At 57.8% G+C, this 15980-nt stretch carries 14 protein-coding genes and 3 pseudogenes; 9 read left to right on the top strand and 8 right to left on the bottom strand.

The features are described from left to right. The first annotated feature begins 43 nt into the window (after window positions 1-43). From M653_RS01000000133075 to M653_RS0119580, 4 genes are read left to right on the top strand one after another with little or no spacing between them, the layout of a single operon-like run. The gene (locus tag M653_RS01000000133075) at window positions 44-298 is read left to right on the top strand and encodes an exopolysaccharide production repressor protein (RefSeq protein WP_051442748.1); all 255 of its coding nucleotides are present in this window, start codon (window positions 44-46) and stop codon (window positions 296-298) included. A 32-nt stretch (window positions 299-330) separates the two neighbouring features. Beyond that, on the top strand, window positions 331-669 hold the full coding sequence (locus M653_RS1000000137365; RefSeq protein ID WP_027144854.1) for a hypothetical protein: 339 nt from the start codon (window positions 331-333) through the stop codon (window positions 667-669). After that, window positions 657-1571, top strand: a complete 915-nt coding sequence (gene nodI, locus M653_RS0119585) for a nodulation factor ABC transporter ATP-binding protein NodI (RefSeq protein WP_027144853.1) — start codon at window positions 657-659, stop codon at window positions 1569-1571. The genes M653_RS1000000137365 and nodI overlap by 13 nt, the downstream gene beginning before the upstream one ends. 2 nt (window positions 1572-1573) lie before the next feature. Beyond that, entirely contained in the window at window positions 1574-2356 is a 783-nt protein-coding gene (locus M653_RS0119580) for an ABC transporter permease (protein WP_027144852.1), read from the top strand. A 203-nt stretch (window positions 2357-2559) separates the two neighbouring features. Here M653_RS0119580 and M653_RS1000000138250 read toward each other — a convergent pair. The 8 genes and pseudogenes from M653_RS1000000138250 to M653_RS1000000135020 form a co-directional block, all read right to left on the bottom strand. Then, window positions 2560-2875, bottom strand: a pseudogene (locus M653_RS1000000138250) (ferredoxin family protein). Window positions 2876-3816: 941 nt separating this feature from the next. After that, the gene (locus M653_RS0119570) at window positions 3817-5811 is read right to left on the bottom strand and encodes a CocE/NonD family hydrolase (RefSeq protein ID WP_027144851.1); all 1995 of its coding nucleotides are present in this window, start codon (window positions 5809-5811) and stop codon (window positions 3817-3819) included. 137 nt (window positions 5812-5948) lie between these two features. Continuing rightward, window positions 5949-6352, bottom strand: a pseudogene (locus M653_RS1000000135825) (CapA family protein); the annotation flags it as partial. A gap of 696 nt (window positions 6353-7048) precedes the next feature. Beyond that, window positions 7049-7213 (bottom strand): hypothetical protein, encoded by a 165-nt coding sequence (locus M653_RS1000000135820; RefSeq protein ID WP_245262229.1) that lies wholly within the window; start codon window positions 7211-7213, stop codon window positions 7049-7051. A gap of 402 nt (window positions 7214-7615) precedes the next feature. After that, window positions 7616-8681: pseudogene (locus tag M653_RS1000000134580) on the bottom strand (IS5 family transposase). After that, window positions 8663-9196 (bottom strand): SET domain-containing protein-lysine N-methyltransferase, encoded by a 534-nt coding sequence (locus tag M653_RS1000000135815; RefSeq protein ID WP_084636779.1) that lies wholly within the window; start codon window positions 9194-9196, stop codon window positions 8663-8665. Before M653_RS1000000135815 ends, M653_RS1000000134580 begins: the two are co-directional and overlap by 19 nt. 940 nt (window positions 9197-10136) lie before the next feature. Next, a complete protein-coding gene (locus M653_RS1000000136825) occupies window positions 10137-10310 on the bottom strand; it encodes a hypothetical protein (RefSeq protein WP_156938230.1) in 174 nt (57 codons plus the stop codon). Window positions 10311-10470: 160 nt separating this feature from the next. After that, a complete protein-coding gene (locus tag M653_RS1000000135020; protein WP_027144850.1) occupies window positions 10471-10659 on the bottom strand; it encodes a hypothetical protein in 189 nt (62 codons plus the stop codon). 825 nt (window positions 10660-11484) lie between these two features. On the opposite strand from M653_RS1000000135020, the gene M653_RS0119535 reads away from it, so the two are divergent. The 5 genes from M653_RS0119535 to M653_RS0119520 all read left to right on the top strand — a co-directional run. Beyond that, window positions 11485-12222: a class I SAM-dependent methyltransferase gene (locus M653_RS0119535; RefSeq protein ID WP_027144849.1), complete on the top strand. Its 738-nt coding sequence runs from the start codon at window positions 11485-11487 to the stop codon at window positions 12220-12222. A 304-nt stretch (window positions 12223-12526) separates the two neighbouring features. After that, on the top strand, window positions 12527-13321 hold the full coding sequence (locus tag M653_RS1000000135810; RefSeq protein WP_198028812.1) for a class I SAM-dependent methyltransferase: 795 nt from the start codon (window positions 12527-12529) through the stop codon (window positions 13319-13321). A gap of 338 nt (window positions 13322-13659) precedes the next feature. Then, on the top strand, window positions 13660-13989 hold the full coding sequence (locus tag M653_RS1000000137780; RefSeq protein ID WP_280940110.1) for a hypothetical protein: 330 nt from the start codon (window positions 13660-13662) through the stop codon (window positions 13987-13989). Window positions 13990-14194: 205 nt separating this feature from the next. After that, the gene (gene metK, locus M653_RS0119525) at window positions 14195-15391 is read left to right on the top strand and encodes a methionine adenosyltransferase (RefSeq protein ID WP_027144847.1); all 1197 of its coding nucleotides are present in this window, start codon (window positions 14195-14197) and stop codon (window positions 15389-15391) included. A gap of 72 nt (window positions 15392-15463) precedes the next feature. Next, window positions 15464-15980, top strand: a 517-nt coding sequence (locus M653_RS0119520) for an adenosine kinase (protein WP_027144846.1), incomplete at its 3' end; no start/stop codon positions are given.

Below are 15980 nucleotides of genomic sequence, written 5' to 3'. Positions count from 1 at the left end.
GATCGAATTCCGGCCGATGAAAGTGGGAGACTAGGAGAGCCGAATGGAAGCATCATATTTCTTGATACACGTGATCGGTGCATCAGCTGCCTTCGCCGCGGCGACCTACTACTTGACTGGTTCGTTCGGCCAGTCGGCCCTCTGCGCGGTTCTCACCCAGGTCGGGTACTTCTTAGCGATGCTTTGTCTGGTGTGGAGGAAGGAGCAGAGCTCCACGAGCGGTTCACGACCCAATACACAAGAGGTCGAGCGGCATCCAAATGCAAGCAGAACCGACGTCTCTGCGAAAGCTGAATAGCCTGCGGGCGTTAAAATGGAGGCACAATACGCATGCATGGCAAGAAGCTGACGCGTGACGGGGCGATTGCCCATGCCGAGGACGGAAGGCTCTTCCGTCACTTTGAACAGGAGAAGCAAGACGAACGTCTGCCCACTCAGATTGGCGGGTATCTGGACACGAGTGGGACCGCCTTCGCGGGAGACGGTCAGCATGCAAGGGGTGGCGATAAGCGCGTGAGCGAGTGTTGGCACTGCGAGCCCAATTTGCCGGTCGTAGTGATCGGCGACGTGCCCCTCCTCTCTCCCCTCGAGTGTTCGGAGTTTTCTCCAAGCGACCTGGTGCTGGTCGGCGGAATTCTGCAAGGGGAGACGAACGCATGTCTAGGCTAGCTATCGACCTGGACGGCGTGAGCAAATCATATGGCAACAAGTTGGTTGTGGACGGGCTGTCGTTCACTGTCGCGGCGGGAGAATGCTTCGGCCTGCTGGGCCCGAACGGCGCCGGCAAAAGCACGATTACCCGTTTGCTTCTCGGCATGACACCCCCTGACGCGGGTAAGATCACAGTGCTGGATATGCCAATACCAGCACGCGCTCGCCTGGCACGCGGGCGCATCGGGGTCGTCCCACAGTTCGATAATCTTGACGTTGACTTCACCGTACGTGAGAACCTGCTGGTTTTCGGGCGCTATTTCGGCATGAGCACGCGCGCGGTCAAAGCGCTGATACCGTCACTGCTTGAGTTCGCTCGCCTCGAGAGCAAGGCCGATGCCCGCGTCAGCGCACTTTCCGGTGGCATGAAGCGGCGCCTGACGCTCGCGCGAGCGCTAATCAACGACCCACAGGTGCTTGTCATGGACGAGCCCACCACTGGCCTCGATCCGCACGCGCGCCACCTGATATGGGAGAGGCTGCGCAAGCTCCTGGCGCAGGGCAAGACGATCATTTTGACCACCCATTTCATGGAAGAGGCCGAGCGCTTGTGCAACCGCCTGTGCGTCCTCGAGAGAGGGCGCATTATCGCCGAAGGGCGCCCACACACGCTCATCGAAGACCAGATCGGGTGCCAGGTGCTTGAGATATACGGGGGCAACCCGCATGAGCTGAGCGCGATAGTCAAGCCATACGTCGAGCGCAGCGAGGTGAGCGGCGAGACGCTGTTTTGCTATGCGCCCGATCCGGAGCAGGTCCGTGTGCAGCTGCACGGGCGCGCGGGTCTGCGTCTCCTGCAGCGGCCACCGAATCTGGAGGACGTTTTTTTGCGGCTGACCGGGCGCGAGATGGAGAAATGATGATGGGTGACCGTTATGCGGCGGCTCTGCCGTCGAACGCCTGGAACTGGGTCTCTGTATGGCGCCGCAACTACCTTGCTTGGAAAAAAGTCGCGCTTGCGTCGCTTATCGGAAACGTGGCCGATCCCATGATCTCCATGTTCGGGCTCGGCTTTGGGCTCGGAATTTTGGTGGGTCAAGTTGAGGGCACATCGTACATTGCTTTTTTGACAGCCGGCATGGTCGCCGTGAGCGCAATGACCGGCTCCACGTTCGAAACGATCTATGCAGCTTTCGGTCGCATGCAGCGGACCTGGGAAGGAATGTTGTATACGCAGCTCACGCTCGGCGACATCGTGCTGGGCGAATTGGCCTGGGCAGCCACGAAGGCCCTGATGGCCGGCATGGGAATCATGCTTGTCGCCACTGTGCTGGGCTATGTGGCATGGCCATCCGCTCTTTACGCGCTGCCTGCCCTTGCTCTTACTGGTTTGGCTTTCGCGAGCCTGGCGTTGGTCGTGACGGCGCTTGCGCCCAGTTACGACTACCTCGTTTTTTACCAGACGCTGGTCATCACACCCATGCTTTTCACATCCGGGGCTGTCTTCCCGGTGAGCCGAATGCCTGGGGTTTTTCAGCAGGTAGCCGGTTTCCTGCCGCTTGCCCATTCGATCGAACTGATTCGGCCGGCCATGCTTGGCCGCCCGGCCGGCAGCATCGGACTGCATGTCGGCGCGCTGTGCATCTACACAGTGCTACCGTTCTTCCTGTCGTCTGCTTTGTTGCGTCGGCGCCTGATGCCTTGATGCAATTTACGGACCAACACGAGAGGAGTCACTAGCATAAGCGCCTGATTCGTGCACTTTGAGCCGGAGCAGAATACGGAAGCCGACCGCACGCGCAGTTGGACGCGGCGACCGTGAATTTGGTGTGACCGGCTCGGACCGCCACACGGCAAGGTCGGTGACGAGCAGCGTCGGAGCGCCCGGGCCGCGGCGATCGTCATCACCTAGCGCTCCAAATGGCCTAGCTTGGCTGGTGCTCCATCCCACGCCGCTGCGTCGGGAGCGATGCCTTGGAATCGGTTTGTTAGGCCACAGTCGCGAAAGCTCTTCTTTGAAGAAAGTGCCTCATGTGTACAGGCACTTCCGTGTCTCCATAGATCGCCTTGGCCGGACACACCGGGGCGCAGGCAGGCACTCAACGCATTCGTCGGGATGATGACGAGAGAGTTCGGCCCTTCGTAGAAGCAATCGACCGAGCATGCGTCGACGCAGTCCGTATAGTTTGCATTTGATGCAGTTCTCGGTGACGACAAAGGTCACAATCGCCTAGCGTTGCGTTCAAAACTCCCGAAGCCCTAAGCAACACCTATTCGCGGCCTGTTGGAACGCGGGCTTAATCCCGTCGAGTAGAGCTCGGCCTCGTCGACGATGACGCGATCGTCAAGCCGCTGGGACCGTCGCGCGGGAGCAGGAACAGAAGCGGCTGTCGTCGGCGTGAATCCTGGTGCGGGTACGTCTCCTACCGGAGTTATCGGCCTCGTCACTCGCCCGGCGAGGCCCGCGAGGCCCGGGAGCGGCGCGCGCGCCAGGTTATTCTCTGGTTTCTGTCCATAGTGTGCTGCAAAGAGAGCACCATCCGAACGTGACGTTCGACTCCCTCACGTATTGTTTCCGGCCGCTCGCGGTATGGGGACGCAAGGCGGGCGACTGTTTTTGCGGCGGCGGATATACAAGCTCCTGAGCTCTTTCCCGCATGGCTTTCAGCCGCCGAGAATCTAATCGCTGGTGCGAGAGCGCGCTGATTCTCGGGGACGCGGTCGCTCACCGCAGCCACCATCCTGACCGGCCTCGAAATGACTTACATCATGCGCGAGCGACAGGCGAGGTATGCCTTCGATATGGATGCGTCCTTGGCCGAGCAGTTCGAATCCTCGCCGCTTGATTGACCTCTCGTCAGCGCCTCTTTGTGCCACTATTTCGGTCGTTGCAACAACGTCTGCTTGAGCGCAGACCTCCGATGATGCCGTGGTCAGGACTGTCGCTGGCCTCTGGTCGAGCACGCCAACGAGATGGGCACATCGGATTACCGCATGGACCAGCATCATGTTGGCAGCTATCGTGCTGATCACCGATCGAAAGCATGAGTCGGGGGTGATCTCAACTGGACCGCGCCGGAACTAAGCATCTATAGTTTTAGGAATCTTCTCCAGGTCTGACCAAAGTCTTTTCAGCTAAACCTGGAGTCCGGCGACTGTGCTCCGTCACATGAAATCGCGCGCTATGCGCTTATCATAGGTCTTGTGAAATATTCGGCGCTCTTCCTCATAGGCCGTCACCGAAGCCGTAACCAGCCATTCGGACGCGGTGCATGAAAGTTGTGAAGTGATCTCTGTGCGTACGGACCACCCGGACCGCTGCAAGTAGCATGACCAAGAACATGACCCCGTCATTGATTGCGGATCGCCTGACTTGAGCGACCATACCTCGTCGAGGATTTCTCGTGTCGACAAGTGGTTGGCGGGATGTTCGGAAAGACCCGTGTCCTCATAAATCCTGTAGAGAGTCGTGCCGCCTATAAGATCGCGCTCGACGGAGCGCCGCGACTCGCCAGGCAGATGATCGATGTAGTCCGGCAGCGGATCGCGGTTTTCTGGTTCCGGCAAAGTAATTTTCTCATGCGCCCCGAGTAGTGGCAGGGCAAGCAAAAGGCTGGCTGTGTCGATCGTCAAGCCCGGGTCCTCCGGCGCGGGAAGAATCAGCGGCCAGTAGGCTGTCGATAACGACAGACGGATGCAGTGGCCGCGAGCGAAACAATAGCCGCAGGCGTCCAGCACCATGGTGACTGCCGTCCTTTCCCCCTTTTCCATTGTGCTCGGTTCGGCATTGCCCTCGCGATGGGCCAGGTTGAGCACTCCATAGGCAACGCGCGTTGCGGTTCCGTCCGGATGCACGTCGATGATCCGCGCTACAAGATTCGCCCACTCACCCTCGCAGCGAACCCCAAGCTTCAGCTGGGGCTGTCCCAAATAGACCCGTTCCGCCTCGAGCCGCTCCGTCTCGAAAACCAGCGACCCGGCATCATCGATACGCTGATCACCCGCCATCTCGGCATCGGGCTTCAGGGTCCACCACTGGCCCGCCGCCGTGCCGGTGTCGAGCGGAGAACGAATATAGACCTCGCCAATACCTGCGCCGCCCTCCGCTGTCAGAGCACCTCTGGCATCGACACCGAATATTTCGCTCTCTGGCTTCGTCCATTGCTGCTTGGCTACCCAGTAACCGGGTTCCTGCTCGCGCCGCAACGCAGGGCGGGGACCATCGAGGATATAGGCACGCATCTGCGGCAGGTCCTCGACGCTATTTTTTGGCTCGTCGCGCAACCAGCGGTTCCACCAGGCGATCGCTTCACTATGGAAATCTGCGCGCGGCTTTGGCCAAGCGAAATGTGGATATTTGTGCACCCACGGACCGATCAATGCCCTGGCCTTGGCGCCAAGCCCCTCTACGGCTTTCACAGGGGTGTTACGATACCCGTCGGCCCACCCGGCGATAACTAGGGCCGGGATGGGAAACGCATCGAAGTCTTCACAGATCGAACCATGCTTCCAAAACGCGTCGCGGCGCTGATGTTCAATCCATTCTTCCATAAAGAAAGGCTCGTTTTCCAGACGTTCGAGCCACATTTCCCGCCAGCTCTCACCGACGATTTCGGGATCGGGCGGGCGTGACTGGTAGGCAAGCATGGTCGCCGCCCAGGAAAGGTGAGCGGAAAGGTGGCAGCCATTCTTGTAGTGGATGTCGTCATTATAGCGGTCTACGGTCGAGGCGATGGAAATGACGGCCTTTAGCGCCGGCGGCCCGAGTGCTCCGACCTGCAGGCAATTGAACCCGCCCCAGGAGATGCCCATCATGCCCACATTGCCGTTGGACCAGGGCTGCGCTGCGATCCATCCGATGATCTCGCAAGCATCAGAAAGCTCGCGTGGCGTGTATTCGCCGTCGATCACGCCATCGGACTCGCCGGAGCCGCGAATGTCGACGCGCACGCCGGCAATGCCGGCGGCGGCGAACACCGGATAGGTGGATTCATCTCGTGGTTCAGTGCCGCCGCGCTTGCGGTACGGGAGGAATTCCAGAACGGCGGGCACCGGACTTGCCGCCGCCCCTTCCGGCATCCAAGTGCGCGCGGCCAGCCGCGTGCCGTCCTTAAGGGTGATCCACTCGTTTTCGATCACGGTATAGGTTTGCCGCAGCATCAGGAAAGCCTTACGCAGATGAGGCATGGGTTTCGTTGCCCATGGCCGGCGCTTTGGGCGCGAATTGTCGTCGGGCAAAATATGCGGCCGTCCTCCAAAATTTTTGGTTCCGTGCTTTTCCGCACGTCGAGATACTTCACCCCCGGTCGAGCGGAACGGGCGTCAGTCCCATTTGCAGCGTACATTATGGCAGGTCCGGGACCGGCATCCTTCGCAACGAGCGCAACTTTTCTTGCGCCGAATTCCTTGACCCCTGCCTGTTGCGCGGCCGTGGCATCGACAACGATTCTCGCATGAAGAAAACCACGTCCCTCCACTTCCTCAAGCGTAGACAACACCCCCGAAAGGCCGAGATCGAATGCATGGTTGTTGGAAAGGGCCAGTGCGCTGACGAAATATCGTTCAAGGAATCCAATACGACAGCCGGTGAACAAACAAAATGAGATGCCTTCAGCGGGCCACCGCCGTGCCCAAGAAGGGGGGTCTCCAAATTTGTCAATTTCTTGATTGCGGCGAAGCCCTCATCCGATGCGTGCCGAATGAGCGACTGTCCGGTTATGGTGAGGGTGAATGATGAACACAAGAGATGAGTTCCTTGAGTAAAGACGTTAACGGTGACCTCTCTTTTGCGGCCACAAAAGGTGCGATGAAATTTGGTAGGTCCTTCTGGATCTTGGGAAAGTGTCGCCGACGAACGATTCGGCTATCTTGTGCAGCAAACGGCCCCTTGTGCTTGCCTTGAGCATTGGGTTGAACCCTTCGATCAAGTCTGTGCCGACTTTTCACAAGTTGTTCTCTTATTATGAACTCTCGACACTGCCAGGGGACGTCCACCTATTCGGATTAGATCTGATGTTTTCCCTGATGCGCTTGATCGCTCAGTTGCATTGCCGAACGATGGGAGGAAACGCAAAAACCGTCAATTGATTAAATTATTGTGACATCCTATTAATTTTTCTGATATACTGACAAGCGGATCCTTGAGGCCCTCTGCAGCGACAATTCGGGCGAGCGTAATGGAAGAGCTTTCAGGCCCAAGCAGCAAGCCTGCGTTCAGGTCCGCTCAGATGTCATCAGGACCGGCTGCACAAGGCAGGCCCAGATAAATCGGTATTATCTGGTCGGAGTAACGCGCGCTCTCGGCTTGGTCAGGACAACCTAGACAATGCGCGCCATCTTGGCGGGCAATACCGACGGCGGCCTCGATCGGATGCATGCGAGACCCAACGCCATCAAGTCAGCTTCCCAGACGATCGCGGTCGGACCAGATGACGGAAGCATGATCATGCTCCATAAACCAGGAGCTTGCGGACGTATCGGTTGCCCGCTTCCTGATGTCGAGGAGCTTCTGCTTGCACCCAGTCGAGTATTCTCGCGAGACCAGGCCCAGCCATGCGGCCATATCGTGGGCCGTCTGGAATTGGCGTCCGCTGCCAGCGGCCGCCAGCAGCCGTAGCTCCTAATGCTCCGATTCCGGAAATCGTGATGAGGCGACGGGCGACATCCTCTCGACGCGATTGCCACGATCTCCTTCGCCACACTCGCTGATGCGCTGCTCAACTGGCGCAGGCCGCGCAAACAGATCTGCGACCAGTCTGAGCATCGCCATCGAGAGGTCGCTCGACGGGTGTTCGAGGACTCGAGGCAGGTCGAGTTTGAACGGCCCGGCTCCTTGCCGCAGCGCAATCCTATACTTGAGGCAGAGAAGGCGCGCATCTACAGAATCATCTGGAGGTCAGATGTTGCTCCGCTCCTCATCCCGGCAAACCGCATCTCGGCTGCGTCACTGCTCGGCGATGGGGCCTCAGCATCGATGATCTCGCCCTTGTTCGATTCCACGTAAGCCTTCACGACGCGCTGGGAAGAGGTGCCCAGTGCCAGCAGCTGTCCAGCGCCCCGGCGAGGCGGTCGACAACGCGGTCGCGCCACGCAACTTCGTCTTCGCCTGCCCGGCGACCATCTTGATCCATCCGAACGCCTCTTCAATGCGCTTGCCAGTACGCTGACTGACAGCATAGCCGCTATGCCGCATCGTGCGCCGTCGATCGCGGAACTACGGCCGCTGGTGTTCTGCGCCACATGCGGCGTCACCTTCATCGAACGCAGCTCATTGATGAAGTCCTGCGCGTCATAGGCCTTGTCGGCGCCGAGCGTGATTGCCTGCGGCCTGTCGGCATAGGGTTCGATCATGTGCAGCGCCGCCACCCGTTCGGCATGCCCGTCGGCTTGCGTCAGGCAAGCATCGACCAGCAGGCCATGGCGGTTCTCCATCAGCCCATGCCCGATGAAGCACAGCTTCGTCTCCTTGCCTTGCCCCTTGCGATAGAGCCTCGCATGCGGATCGGTGGTCGATGCATGCGTCTGGTTAGACCGCTTCTGGCCGTGGAAGTCTGCCTCGGCATTGCGCCCGCCGCCCTCTGACGGCGGCTCGCCAAAGCCATCCTTCGGGTCTTCGCCCGACCCGTTCTTCGGCTTCACGCTCTTCATCGATGCCCACGCCTCGATCAGCGTGCCGTCGACCGAAAGTGATCCGTGGACAGAAGCTTCTTCACCTTGGGTTGCGCCAGCACGGCCGCCAGGAACTTCGCCGCGATATCGCCCTCCAGCAGCCGGTCGCGGTTCTTCGAGAAAACCGAATGGTCCCAGGCCGCATCGTCGACGCCGATGCCCACAAACCAGCGGAACAGGAGGTCGTATTCCAGCCGCTCCATCAAAAGCCGTTCAGAGCGGATCGTGTAAAACGCCTGCAACAGCATCGCCCGCAGCAGCTTCTCCGGCGGGATCGACGGCCGCCCGATCGGCGAATACAGCGCCGAGAATTCCCGCTCCAGCCCCCGCAGTGCCTCCTTTTTCAACAGCCTGCTAGGTATGGCGCATAGAATCCCGACACGAGCATCGGATGATCGGGAGGCAATGTAGAGAAGCCTCCGGCTGCACCTCGGCAATTTGCCGCTGAACAAAGACAGACTGAGACTCCGATGCACTCAAACTCCGAGGCGGCGTAGTCCCAGGTCACTTCGGCACCAGAAGAGATCTCCTGACTGGCGACAAAATCGTACGCTCCGAACCGGTTAGACACGATTGCTAAATTGGGACAACAAGAATGATTCACCAGGACAGCCGGTTTCTCAAAGAGAGCATGGACATCCCAATCCAGTTGGATCGAGTTTGTCGTTCGAATGCCTTCCAGGCGGTCAAGTAGCCCGATGATAACAACCTCGCCCGGCAGGAAATCGCGAGCAGCGAACACGCCCCGGCCCCTATCCCCCCCTGTGATGAGGACACTTACGTTGCGGGCATTGATGCGCCGGGCACAGCCGACATCATCTGTCAAGATAGAATTGCTTTTGTCTATGTGCGAAGTGGTCATGGCAACTGCTTTCATGATGTGATGCTAGGCGAGGGAGCGCCATACTTGATATCGTGTCAGAAGCACAAATGATGGCCATTCGGCATCATTATCCAGAATTGTTATTTGATTACCCAGGGACACTACCAGTGTTCTATTAGCCGAGTTTTTCCTCCAAGGCGGCGCGAAGCGTTTTTTTGGGAGGCGGTGCAATTGCCGATGTCCCTTCCGGTAGAACGCGATGTGACGCAAACTTGAGATTTCCTTCGTCCCATCCATCGATTGGGTTAGCCGTGACACCAACTCCGGTAGGCAGCTCTCACCGCCTCGCAACGAAGGCTTCAAAATTCGTGCCGATCCGGCTGGTAGATCGAAGAAGAATATTTTGCTCGCGTTTCAGTTATTTAGCCGGAGGCAGCCAAGCGAATGGCTAAACAAGATTGTGTGGCGGACCCGACAAACAGACAGAAGATGTCGGAAGGCATTGTTCGACCGGCTATGCGTTGACCTAGCAGGATGTTGAAAAGGTGCTCGCCCTTGGGCCTCGGTCGTGAACCGCAAAATCCGGCCGCGCTTGAAGTCTGACATCTCTGGGGCAAAGGTCTCGACCGCCAGCGCGATTAATCGGCCGACCCCACGCCTCGTATTCAGACGCGCGCCTTGTCCGTCGCAGTCGCCGGTTGTTTCGCCTTTTTCTTCGTCCTGGCATTGATCCGGCTCGGAGAGGTATTCGTAACGCGCGGCGCGCAGGGCATTCACCTGTCCCGTGCGACGAGATTGCCGTCCTCTCTGATTGCGGGCTTTGATCCACCATTTTGGCACATCGATGTCGCCGGCCGTTGTCGTGATGGAGGGCCTGCAGCGCCCAGGCGGCCTTGCTCCAGTGAACGTCGGTCGCATCCACATGCGGCGGAGCACGACGCCCAACTTGCGGGCCAGGGCCGCCCTGGCGCGCCTCAAACTTCGGCAGACCTTATCAGCGCGTGATCTCCAGCATGTCGCGATGGAGCTTGGTAAACACGCACCACAACGCCGTCCGCGCCGCCAGCATCGCACCGATGACCATCTCCAGGGTGAAGTGCCCAGCTGTTAGTTCCCCGATGCACCCCTCAAACTTTCCACAACCGACATCTCCGACCTTCAGCCCCATAGCCACGCAAGATCCTACGGATACTCATTTCAACGTCGAGAAGCTTGCCTTGAAGAAGCTTGCGTCCGACAAGAAAGGCTCGGCTCCTATACTTGCAACTCTCGATTGGCATGAACCGGGGCGATCCCATCCTAGCAATTGGGGATCCGCGTGCATGTCTTTACGTCATTGCCGAGAGCACCGTCTTGACGCGTCTGGAGCAAAACCGCATCGCGTCCGGCGCCACTAGCCCGGCATGCAGCGATTGCGACGATGGCCCGCCCGAGCCGAATGCAGCCGACGGAAAATTCAGGTCGTCGAAATAGCGGACCAGTGCCTCGGGCTGGGGGGCGATCTTGACCTCGCGCAATCGTCGCGCACGCTGCTCTTCCAGAGAGACATCGATCCCGCATGGTGTTCCACGGTTGTTCCTCTCTGTGATGCTTGGAGCCGATGGCTCGGACTCCGTTTCAACACACCATTATTTTTAGGGACAGCCACCCAGCCTGGTGGCGGTGATGATTGTGTGGGTCGGCTCTTCAGACGTACGTTCGGGATGGCTGATTGTGCTCGGGAATGAAGCGATTGACGGCCGCCTGCAGATCGAGGACGGAATGCACGGAATGCCTTGTCGTTTGACAGTTGAGGCCGAAGTGTCAGCCACGACCTTGTCGACCGGCACAGACTGAAGCGGCGCAATGCCCGGAGGGCGTCTTGTCGGTTACCAGTGCGCATCGCGTAGAGTCGCATGCCGAGCGCCAGCAAGCCTGGAATCCCAAAAAAGACTCTTCTGTCCCGGAATCCACTAGCCTTTCCTGACTTTCCGTGTCGTCCCTCCTGCTTGGTGTGGCGCCTTCGCGACCCAGTGTTTCCGTTGTCGGAAGCCTGACAAAACTGCGCGGAAGCGGGCACACATAATGAGACACGAAAAACCAACCTACTGAACCGGAACCGTTTTTTGCGTGGGCATAGTTCTTGCGGTTCTAATCGTGACGTTCCCCCAGAACAGCGCCACTCGATGATGACTAGATTCGATTAGGGCCTGATCACCGCGACGTCGCAAAGGACCGAAATGGAAACTTTCTGTATATTTGCTTTGTCGTTTCAAAAAAATTGCGTTTACGTCCGTCTTGGAAATCTATCGCGCTATGAAGGCAACAAAATAGGACATCAAAAGAGTTAAGGAGATTTGAATATGTCGAACGACTTCATCTATAACGAGGATTGGGCTTCAATCTACGAAAAATTTGCCATCATGCGAGGCAAGAGGGATGAGGCAGCCGAGACTGTCGCCTTTCTTGAACGATATGCGAGCGGAGGGAGTGCTCTCGAACTTGGTGTTGGTGACGGACGGGTGGCGGCGCCGTTGAATGAGCGCGGCGTCAGGGTCGAAGGTATCGACAATTCGGATAGCATGTTGAAACTTCTCGCCAAGCGCACCGATCTCATCAAATTTTGGAAGGCGGATATTGCCAATTTCAGATCAGAGCAACGCTACAACCTTGTGTACTGCGTTTGGAATACGTTCACGCTGGTCATCACGCGCGAAGCGCAAATAGCTTGCCTCCGATCTGCTGTGGAGGCACTAGATGATGGTGGTTTTTTGGTGATAGATGTCGGCGTGCCGCCCTTGGATGGGCTCGTCAGCGGGCATCAAACCAGTACTCTGCTCGTGGATCATGAGAATACGATCCTCAATGCAGGCGTCCATGATCCACTGACTCAGACCTTCGTTTCAAGCCTCCTCTGGTTTTCCGGTGCAGAGGTCAGGCGTTTACCACATTGCGTTCGTTACGTTTATCATCAGGAGCTCGATACCATGGCCGAGTGCGTAGGACTAGAATTAGCGGAGCGTTGGGGAGATTGGACGAGAGGTGCATTCACCAAAGAATCCAAACGTCATATCTCGGTTTACCGCCGAACCGGCCTGTAGTTCGGGACTTTTTGGGGCCGATCTTTGATGACTGATTCAAAAAAGGCAAGCTTCAATTTCGGGTAGTTGCTCCTGTTCCCTATTCGCAGTTCAGAAAGCTAGCCGGTCCGAAAAATGTCGTTGCTGGGTGGCGGGTGCGGCCTCAGAAACGGCTCGGACTGGTACCTCAGCAACCAACCAAAAGGGCGTTCCGCATCTAGGCCGCTCCTATGCAGCCACGCTTGAATCGGGGGAGGACGCCTCCAGTCTCCACGACTGCCAGTGCAAGATAACCTAGCTGACAATAGCCATGCGGAGATGCATTATGAATAATGTCCAGCGAGAAAATGATGATACGTACCCAGATTTTGGTCTTTATTGGGGTGACGCGTATGACGAATACGCGGACGCACAAAACAAAACTGCAGAGACCACAAAGGCTGTGGTATTCTTAGCAGGACTTGTAGGTGGCGGTACAGCGCTAGAACTCGGATGTGGAAATGGACATATCGCGCTACCGCTGGGCAAGGCGGGAATGCAGATCCATGGTCTCGATAGCTCCACTCGCATGTTATCGTTACTTGACCAAAAGAATGACCCGCACTTGGTACAAACTCATCATGGCGATATGGCGAACTTTGACTTTGGTATGCGGTTTGACCTAATTTATTGCGTCAACAATTCGTTCACGCATCTACTGTCGGTAGAAAGGCAGTTGTCATGTCTACGGTCCGTAACTAACGCATTGGAAGATGATGGGCATTTTGTTATACACTTGAACTACCCTAATACGACGGATTTTACAGGGAAAGGAATGCAGGCTGATCAACGTACAACAGTATTTCACGTAGACGAACACCGCACACTGGTTAGATTTACTAAGCACGATCGGAATGACCAGATATTTATTTCGCAAGACCTTTGGATTACTCCCGAGGGAGTGCGCACTCTTCCCACCAAACTTAGATACGTTTATCCATCTGAACTAGAACTTCTCACTCGTTTCGTTGGCTTGGGACTGGTTGAGCGTTGGGGCGATTGGGAGCGGCGGCCAGTTGACACCTCATCCTGGAGTCATGTGTCGGTCTTTCGAAAGACTGATTCAACTGTCGCTCTCTAATCCCTGAGCTAACTGCAAGAAGTTTTTATATTGTCCAAGTTCCTGGCGGCGCTGTGGTTCTCTTCACGGGTAACACTGGGTCGCCGTGTGTTGGCGACCGGGATGTGGGTGTCTTAATGTAATCGACGCAGTAGTTAGGAATGGATCGCTATGCACGAGACGAACGCATCGCCCTGGCAGCGACTGACATCACGGATGGGGCGAATGTTGCGTAAGACCGTTTGTCCGCCTCTGTCGGAGAGATGGCTCGAGGTCCAAGTAGTGGCTTCATTCTGTCGCGGAATGAAGATCGCTATCAGGCGCTCTACGATCCGAAACACATCTCGCCAAACGTATAGATCGCGCGGTCTTCCTCAGCGGGGCCCTACGTGAATACCATCGCCGCGCCGGCTGTCGCTTTGCACGAAGCCGCGAACCCGCCATTCGGTACCTATGGTCAGCAGATCGTGCAGAATGCCAAGGCTCTGGCGCACGCGCTTCTGGGCCGCGGCTACCAGCTGGTCACCGGCGGGACTGACAATCACATGCTGATCCTTTACCCTCAGGATTGGCCGCTATCCGGCAAAGCCTGTGTCGAGGCAGGCATCATTACGAACTTCAATATGGTGCCTGCCGACCCGTTGGAGTCAGCGGCCACAAGCGGGATCCGCTTAGGGAACCAGCAGTGACGTCGATGGCATGTGTGAGCGAGAAATGGGCAGATTGCCGGTTTCATCGGCTCAGTCTGCACGCCAACCTGACGATCCAGATGTTTATGCAAAGTGCGGAAGGACGTTGCGGACTTCTGCGCTCCGTTCGCCGCGCCCGGCATCACTGCCCCGTAGGCAGCATAACTAATCCTGTTCGACCCAACACCTGAAGCGAGGCTACTCCATGGCAAGACAATTTGTGTTCTCCTCCGAATCCGTGGGCGCGGGCCACCCAGATAAGATGGCCGACAACATCTCGGATGCCATTCTCGATGCTATCCTCCGTCAGGATCCCAAGGGGCGGGTCGCCTGTGAGGCCTTGGTGAAAAATTGTGAGACTTTGGTGAAGACAGGGATGGTCGTGCTGGCTGGCGAGATCACCAGTGATGCGCAGATCGACTACAGCCAAGTCGCCCGTGATACCATTCTTGACATTGGATATGATGACGACGCCATCGGGTTTGATGGTCGGCGTTGCGCGGTCGTTCTGGCTATCAACGAACAGTCGTCTGACATCAGCCAAGGTGTCGACCAAGGACGAGGAATTGATCTCGATCAGGGAGCGGGGGATCAGGGCCTCATGTTCGGATACGCTTGCAGGGAGACCGATACACTGATGCCTTTGCCGATCCAGCTCGCTCACCACTTGACGAAAAGGCATGCAGACGTTCGCGAAGCAGGACAGCTCAGCTGGCTGCGTCCCGATGTGAAATCGCAAGTCTCGGTGCGTTATGAAGGCTTGCGGCCTGTGGCGCTCGATACCATCGTCCTGTCGACCCAACATGATGAAGAGGTCTCACAGGAAGCCCTGCGGGAAGGCGTCATGGAGGAGATCATCAAGCCAGTCTTGCCCACCGACCTGGACACGACAGGGATCAGAATCCTGGTCAACCCGACGGGACGGTTCGTGGTCGGTGGACCACGTGGCGACTGCGGCCTCACTGGACGCAAGATCATCGTCGATACCTACGGTGGGATGGGACGTCACGGCGGTGGTGCCTTTTCCGGTAAGGATCCCTCCAAGGTTGACCGTTCTGCTGCCTATGCGGGCCGGTACGTCGCCAAGAACGTCGTTGCTGCCGGACTTGCCGAAGTTTGCGAGGTGCAGATTGCTTACGCAATCGGCGTGGCCAATCCGGTTTCGGTTTTCGTCAACACGTTTGGCACGGCGACGATCGAGGAAGAAAGGATCGAGCGCCTCATTGTTGAGCTGTTCGATCTCAGGCCCAAAGGCATTATCAAGATGCTTGATCTGTTGCGGCCAATATACCGCAAGACCGCGACCTACGGCCACTTCGGCCGTGAAGAGCCTGAGTTCAGCTGGGAGAGGACCGACAGAGCCGAGCTCTTGCGGCGGGAGGCAGGTCTGACTGCGGCTTGAGGGCACTACCGGGTTGTCTGCAAGCGGCAGACCATCGCAACAAGGGGCACCCGCGCGGGCATGGAGACATTGATGCCGGATTATGACGTGCTTTGCATCGGCAATGCGATTGTCGACATCATCGCCCAGTGCGAGGAGGACTTCCTCGAGATCAACGGCATCATCAAGGGCGCGATGAATCTCATCGACACCCACCGCGCCGAATTGCTCTACAGCCGCATGGGCCCGGCGATCGAGGCCTCCGGCGGCAGTGCCGGCAACACGGCGGCNGGTGTCGCCTCCTTCGGCGGACGCGCCGCCTTCTTCGGCAAGGTCTCCAACGATGCNCTGGGCGAAATCTACGCGCACGACATCCACGCGCAGGGCGTCGCCTTCGACACCAGGCCGCTCGAGGGCGAGCCGCCGACGGCGCGCTCGATGATCTTCGTCACCCCCGATGGCGAACGCTCGATGAACACCTATCTCGGCGCCTGCGTCGAACTCGGGCCGGAAGATGTCGAGGCCGACAAGGCGTCGGGCGCCAAGGTCACCTATTTCGAAGGTTATCTATGGGACCCGCCGCGCGCCAAGGAAGCCATCCGGCAGACGG

It is taken from the genome of Mesorhizobium sp. WSM3626 (assembly GCF_000513935.1).
GTDB lineage: Bacteria > Pseudomonadota > Alphaproteobacteria > Rhizobiales > Rhizobiaceae > Mesorhizobium > Mesorhizobium salmacidum.
This window is presented reverse-complemented; position numbering and strand designations above follow the sequence as displayed.

Excerpts from the sequence above, each read along its gene's own strand:
- M653_RS1000000136825 (WP_156938230.1), bottom strand. The coding sequence starts at position 10,310 with ATGGGGCTGAAGGTCGGAGATGTCGGTTGTGGAAAGTTTGAGGGGTGC.
- M653_RS0119570 (WP_027144851.1), bottom strand. The coding sequence starts at position 5,811 with ATGCTGCGGCAAACCTATACCGTGATCGAAAACGAGTGGATCACCCTT.
- M653_RS1000000135810 (WP_198028812.1), top strand. The coding sequence starts at position 12,527 with ATGAATAATGTCCAGCGAGAAAATGATGATACGTACCCAGATTTTGGT.
- nodI (WP_027144853.1), top strand. The coding sequence starts at position 657 with ATGTCTAGGCTAGCTATCGACCTGGACGGCGTGAGCAAATCATATGGC.
- M653_RS0119580 (WP_027144852.1), top strand. The coding sequence starts at position 1,574 with ATGGGTGACCGTTATGCGGCGGCTCTGCCGTCGAACGCCTGGAACTGG.
- M653_RS1000000137365 (WP_027144854.1), top strand. The coding sequence starts at position 331 with ATGCATGGCAAGAAGCTGACGCGTGACGGGGCGATTGCCCATGCCGAG.
- metK (WP_027144847.1), top strand. The coding sequence starts at position 14,195 with ATGGCAAGACAATTTGTGTTCTCCTCCGAATCCGTGGGCGCGGGCCAC.
- M653_RS1000000135815 (WP_084636779.1), bottom strand. The coding sequence starts at position 9,196 with ATGAAAGCAGTTGCCATGACCACTTCGCACATAGACAAAAGCAATTCT.
- M653_RS01000000133075 (WP_051442748.1), top strand. The coding sequence starts at position 44 with ATGGAAGCATCATATTTCTTGATACACGTGATCGGTGCATCAGCTGCC.
- M653_RS0119535 (WP_027144849.1), top strand. The coding sequence starts at position 11,485 with ATGTCGAACGACTTCATCTATAACGAGGATTGGGCTTCAATCTACGAA.
- M653_RS1000000135820 (WP_245262229.1), bottom strand. The coding sequence starts at position 7,213 with ATGGCCGCATGGCTGGGCCTGGTCTCGCGAGAATACTCGACTGGGTGC.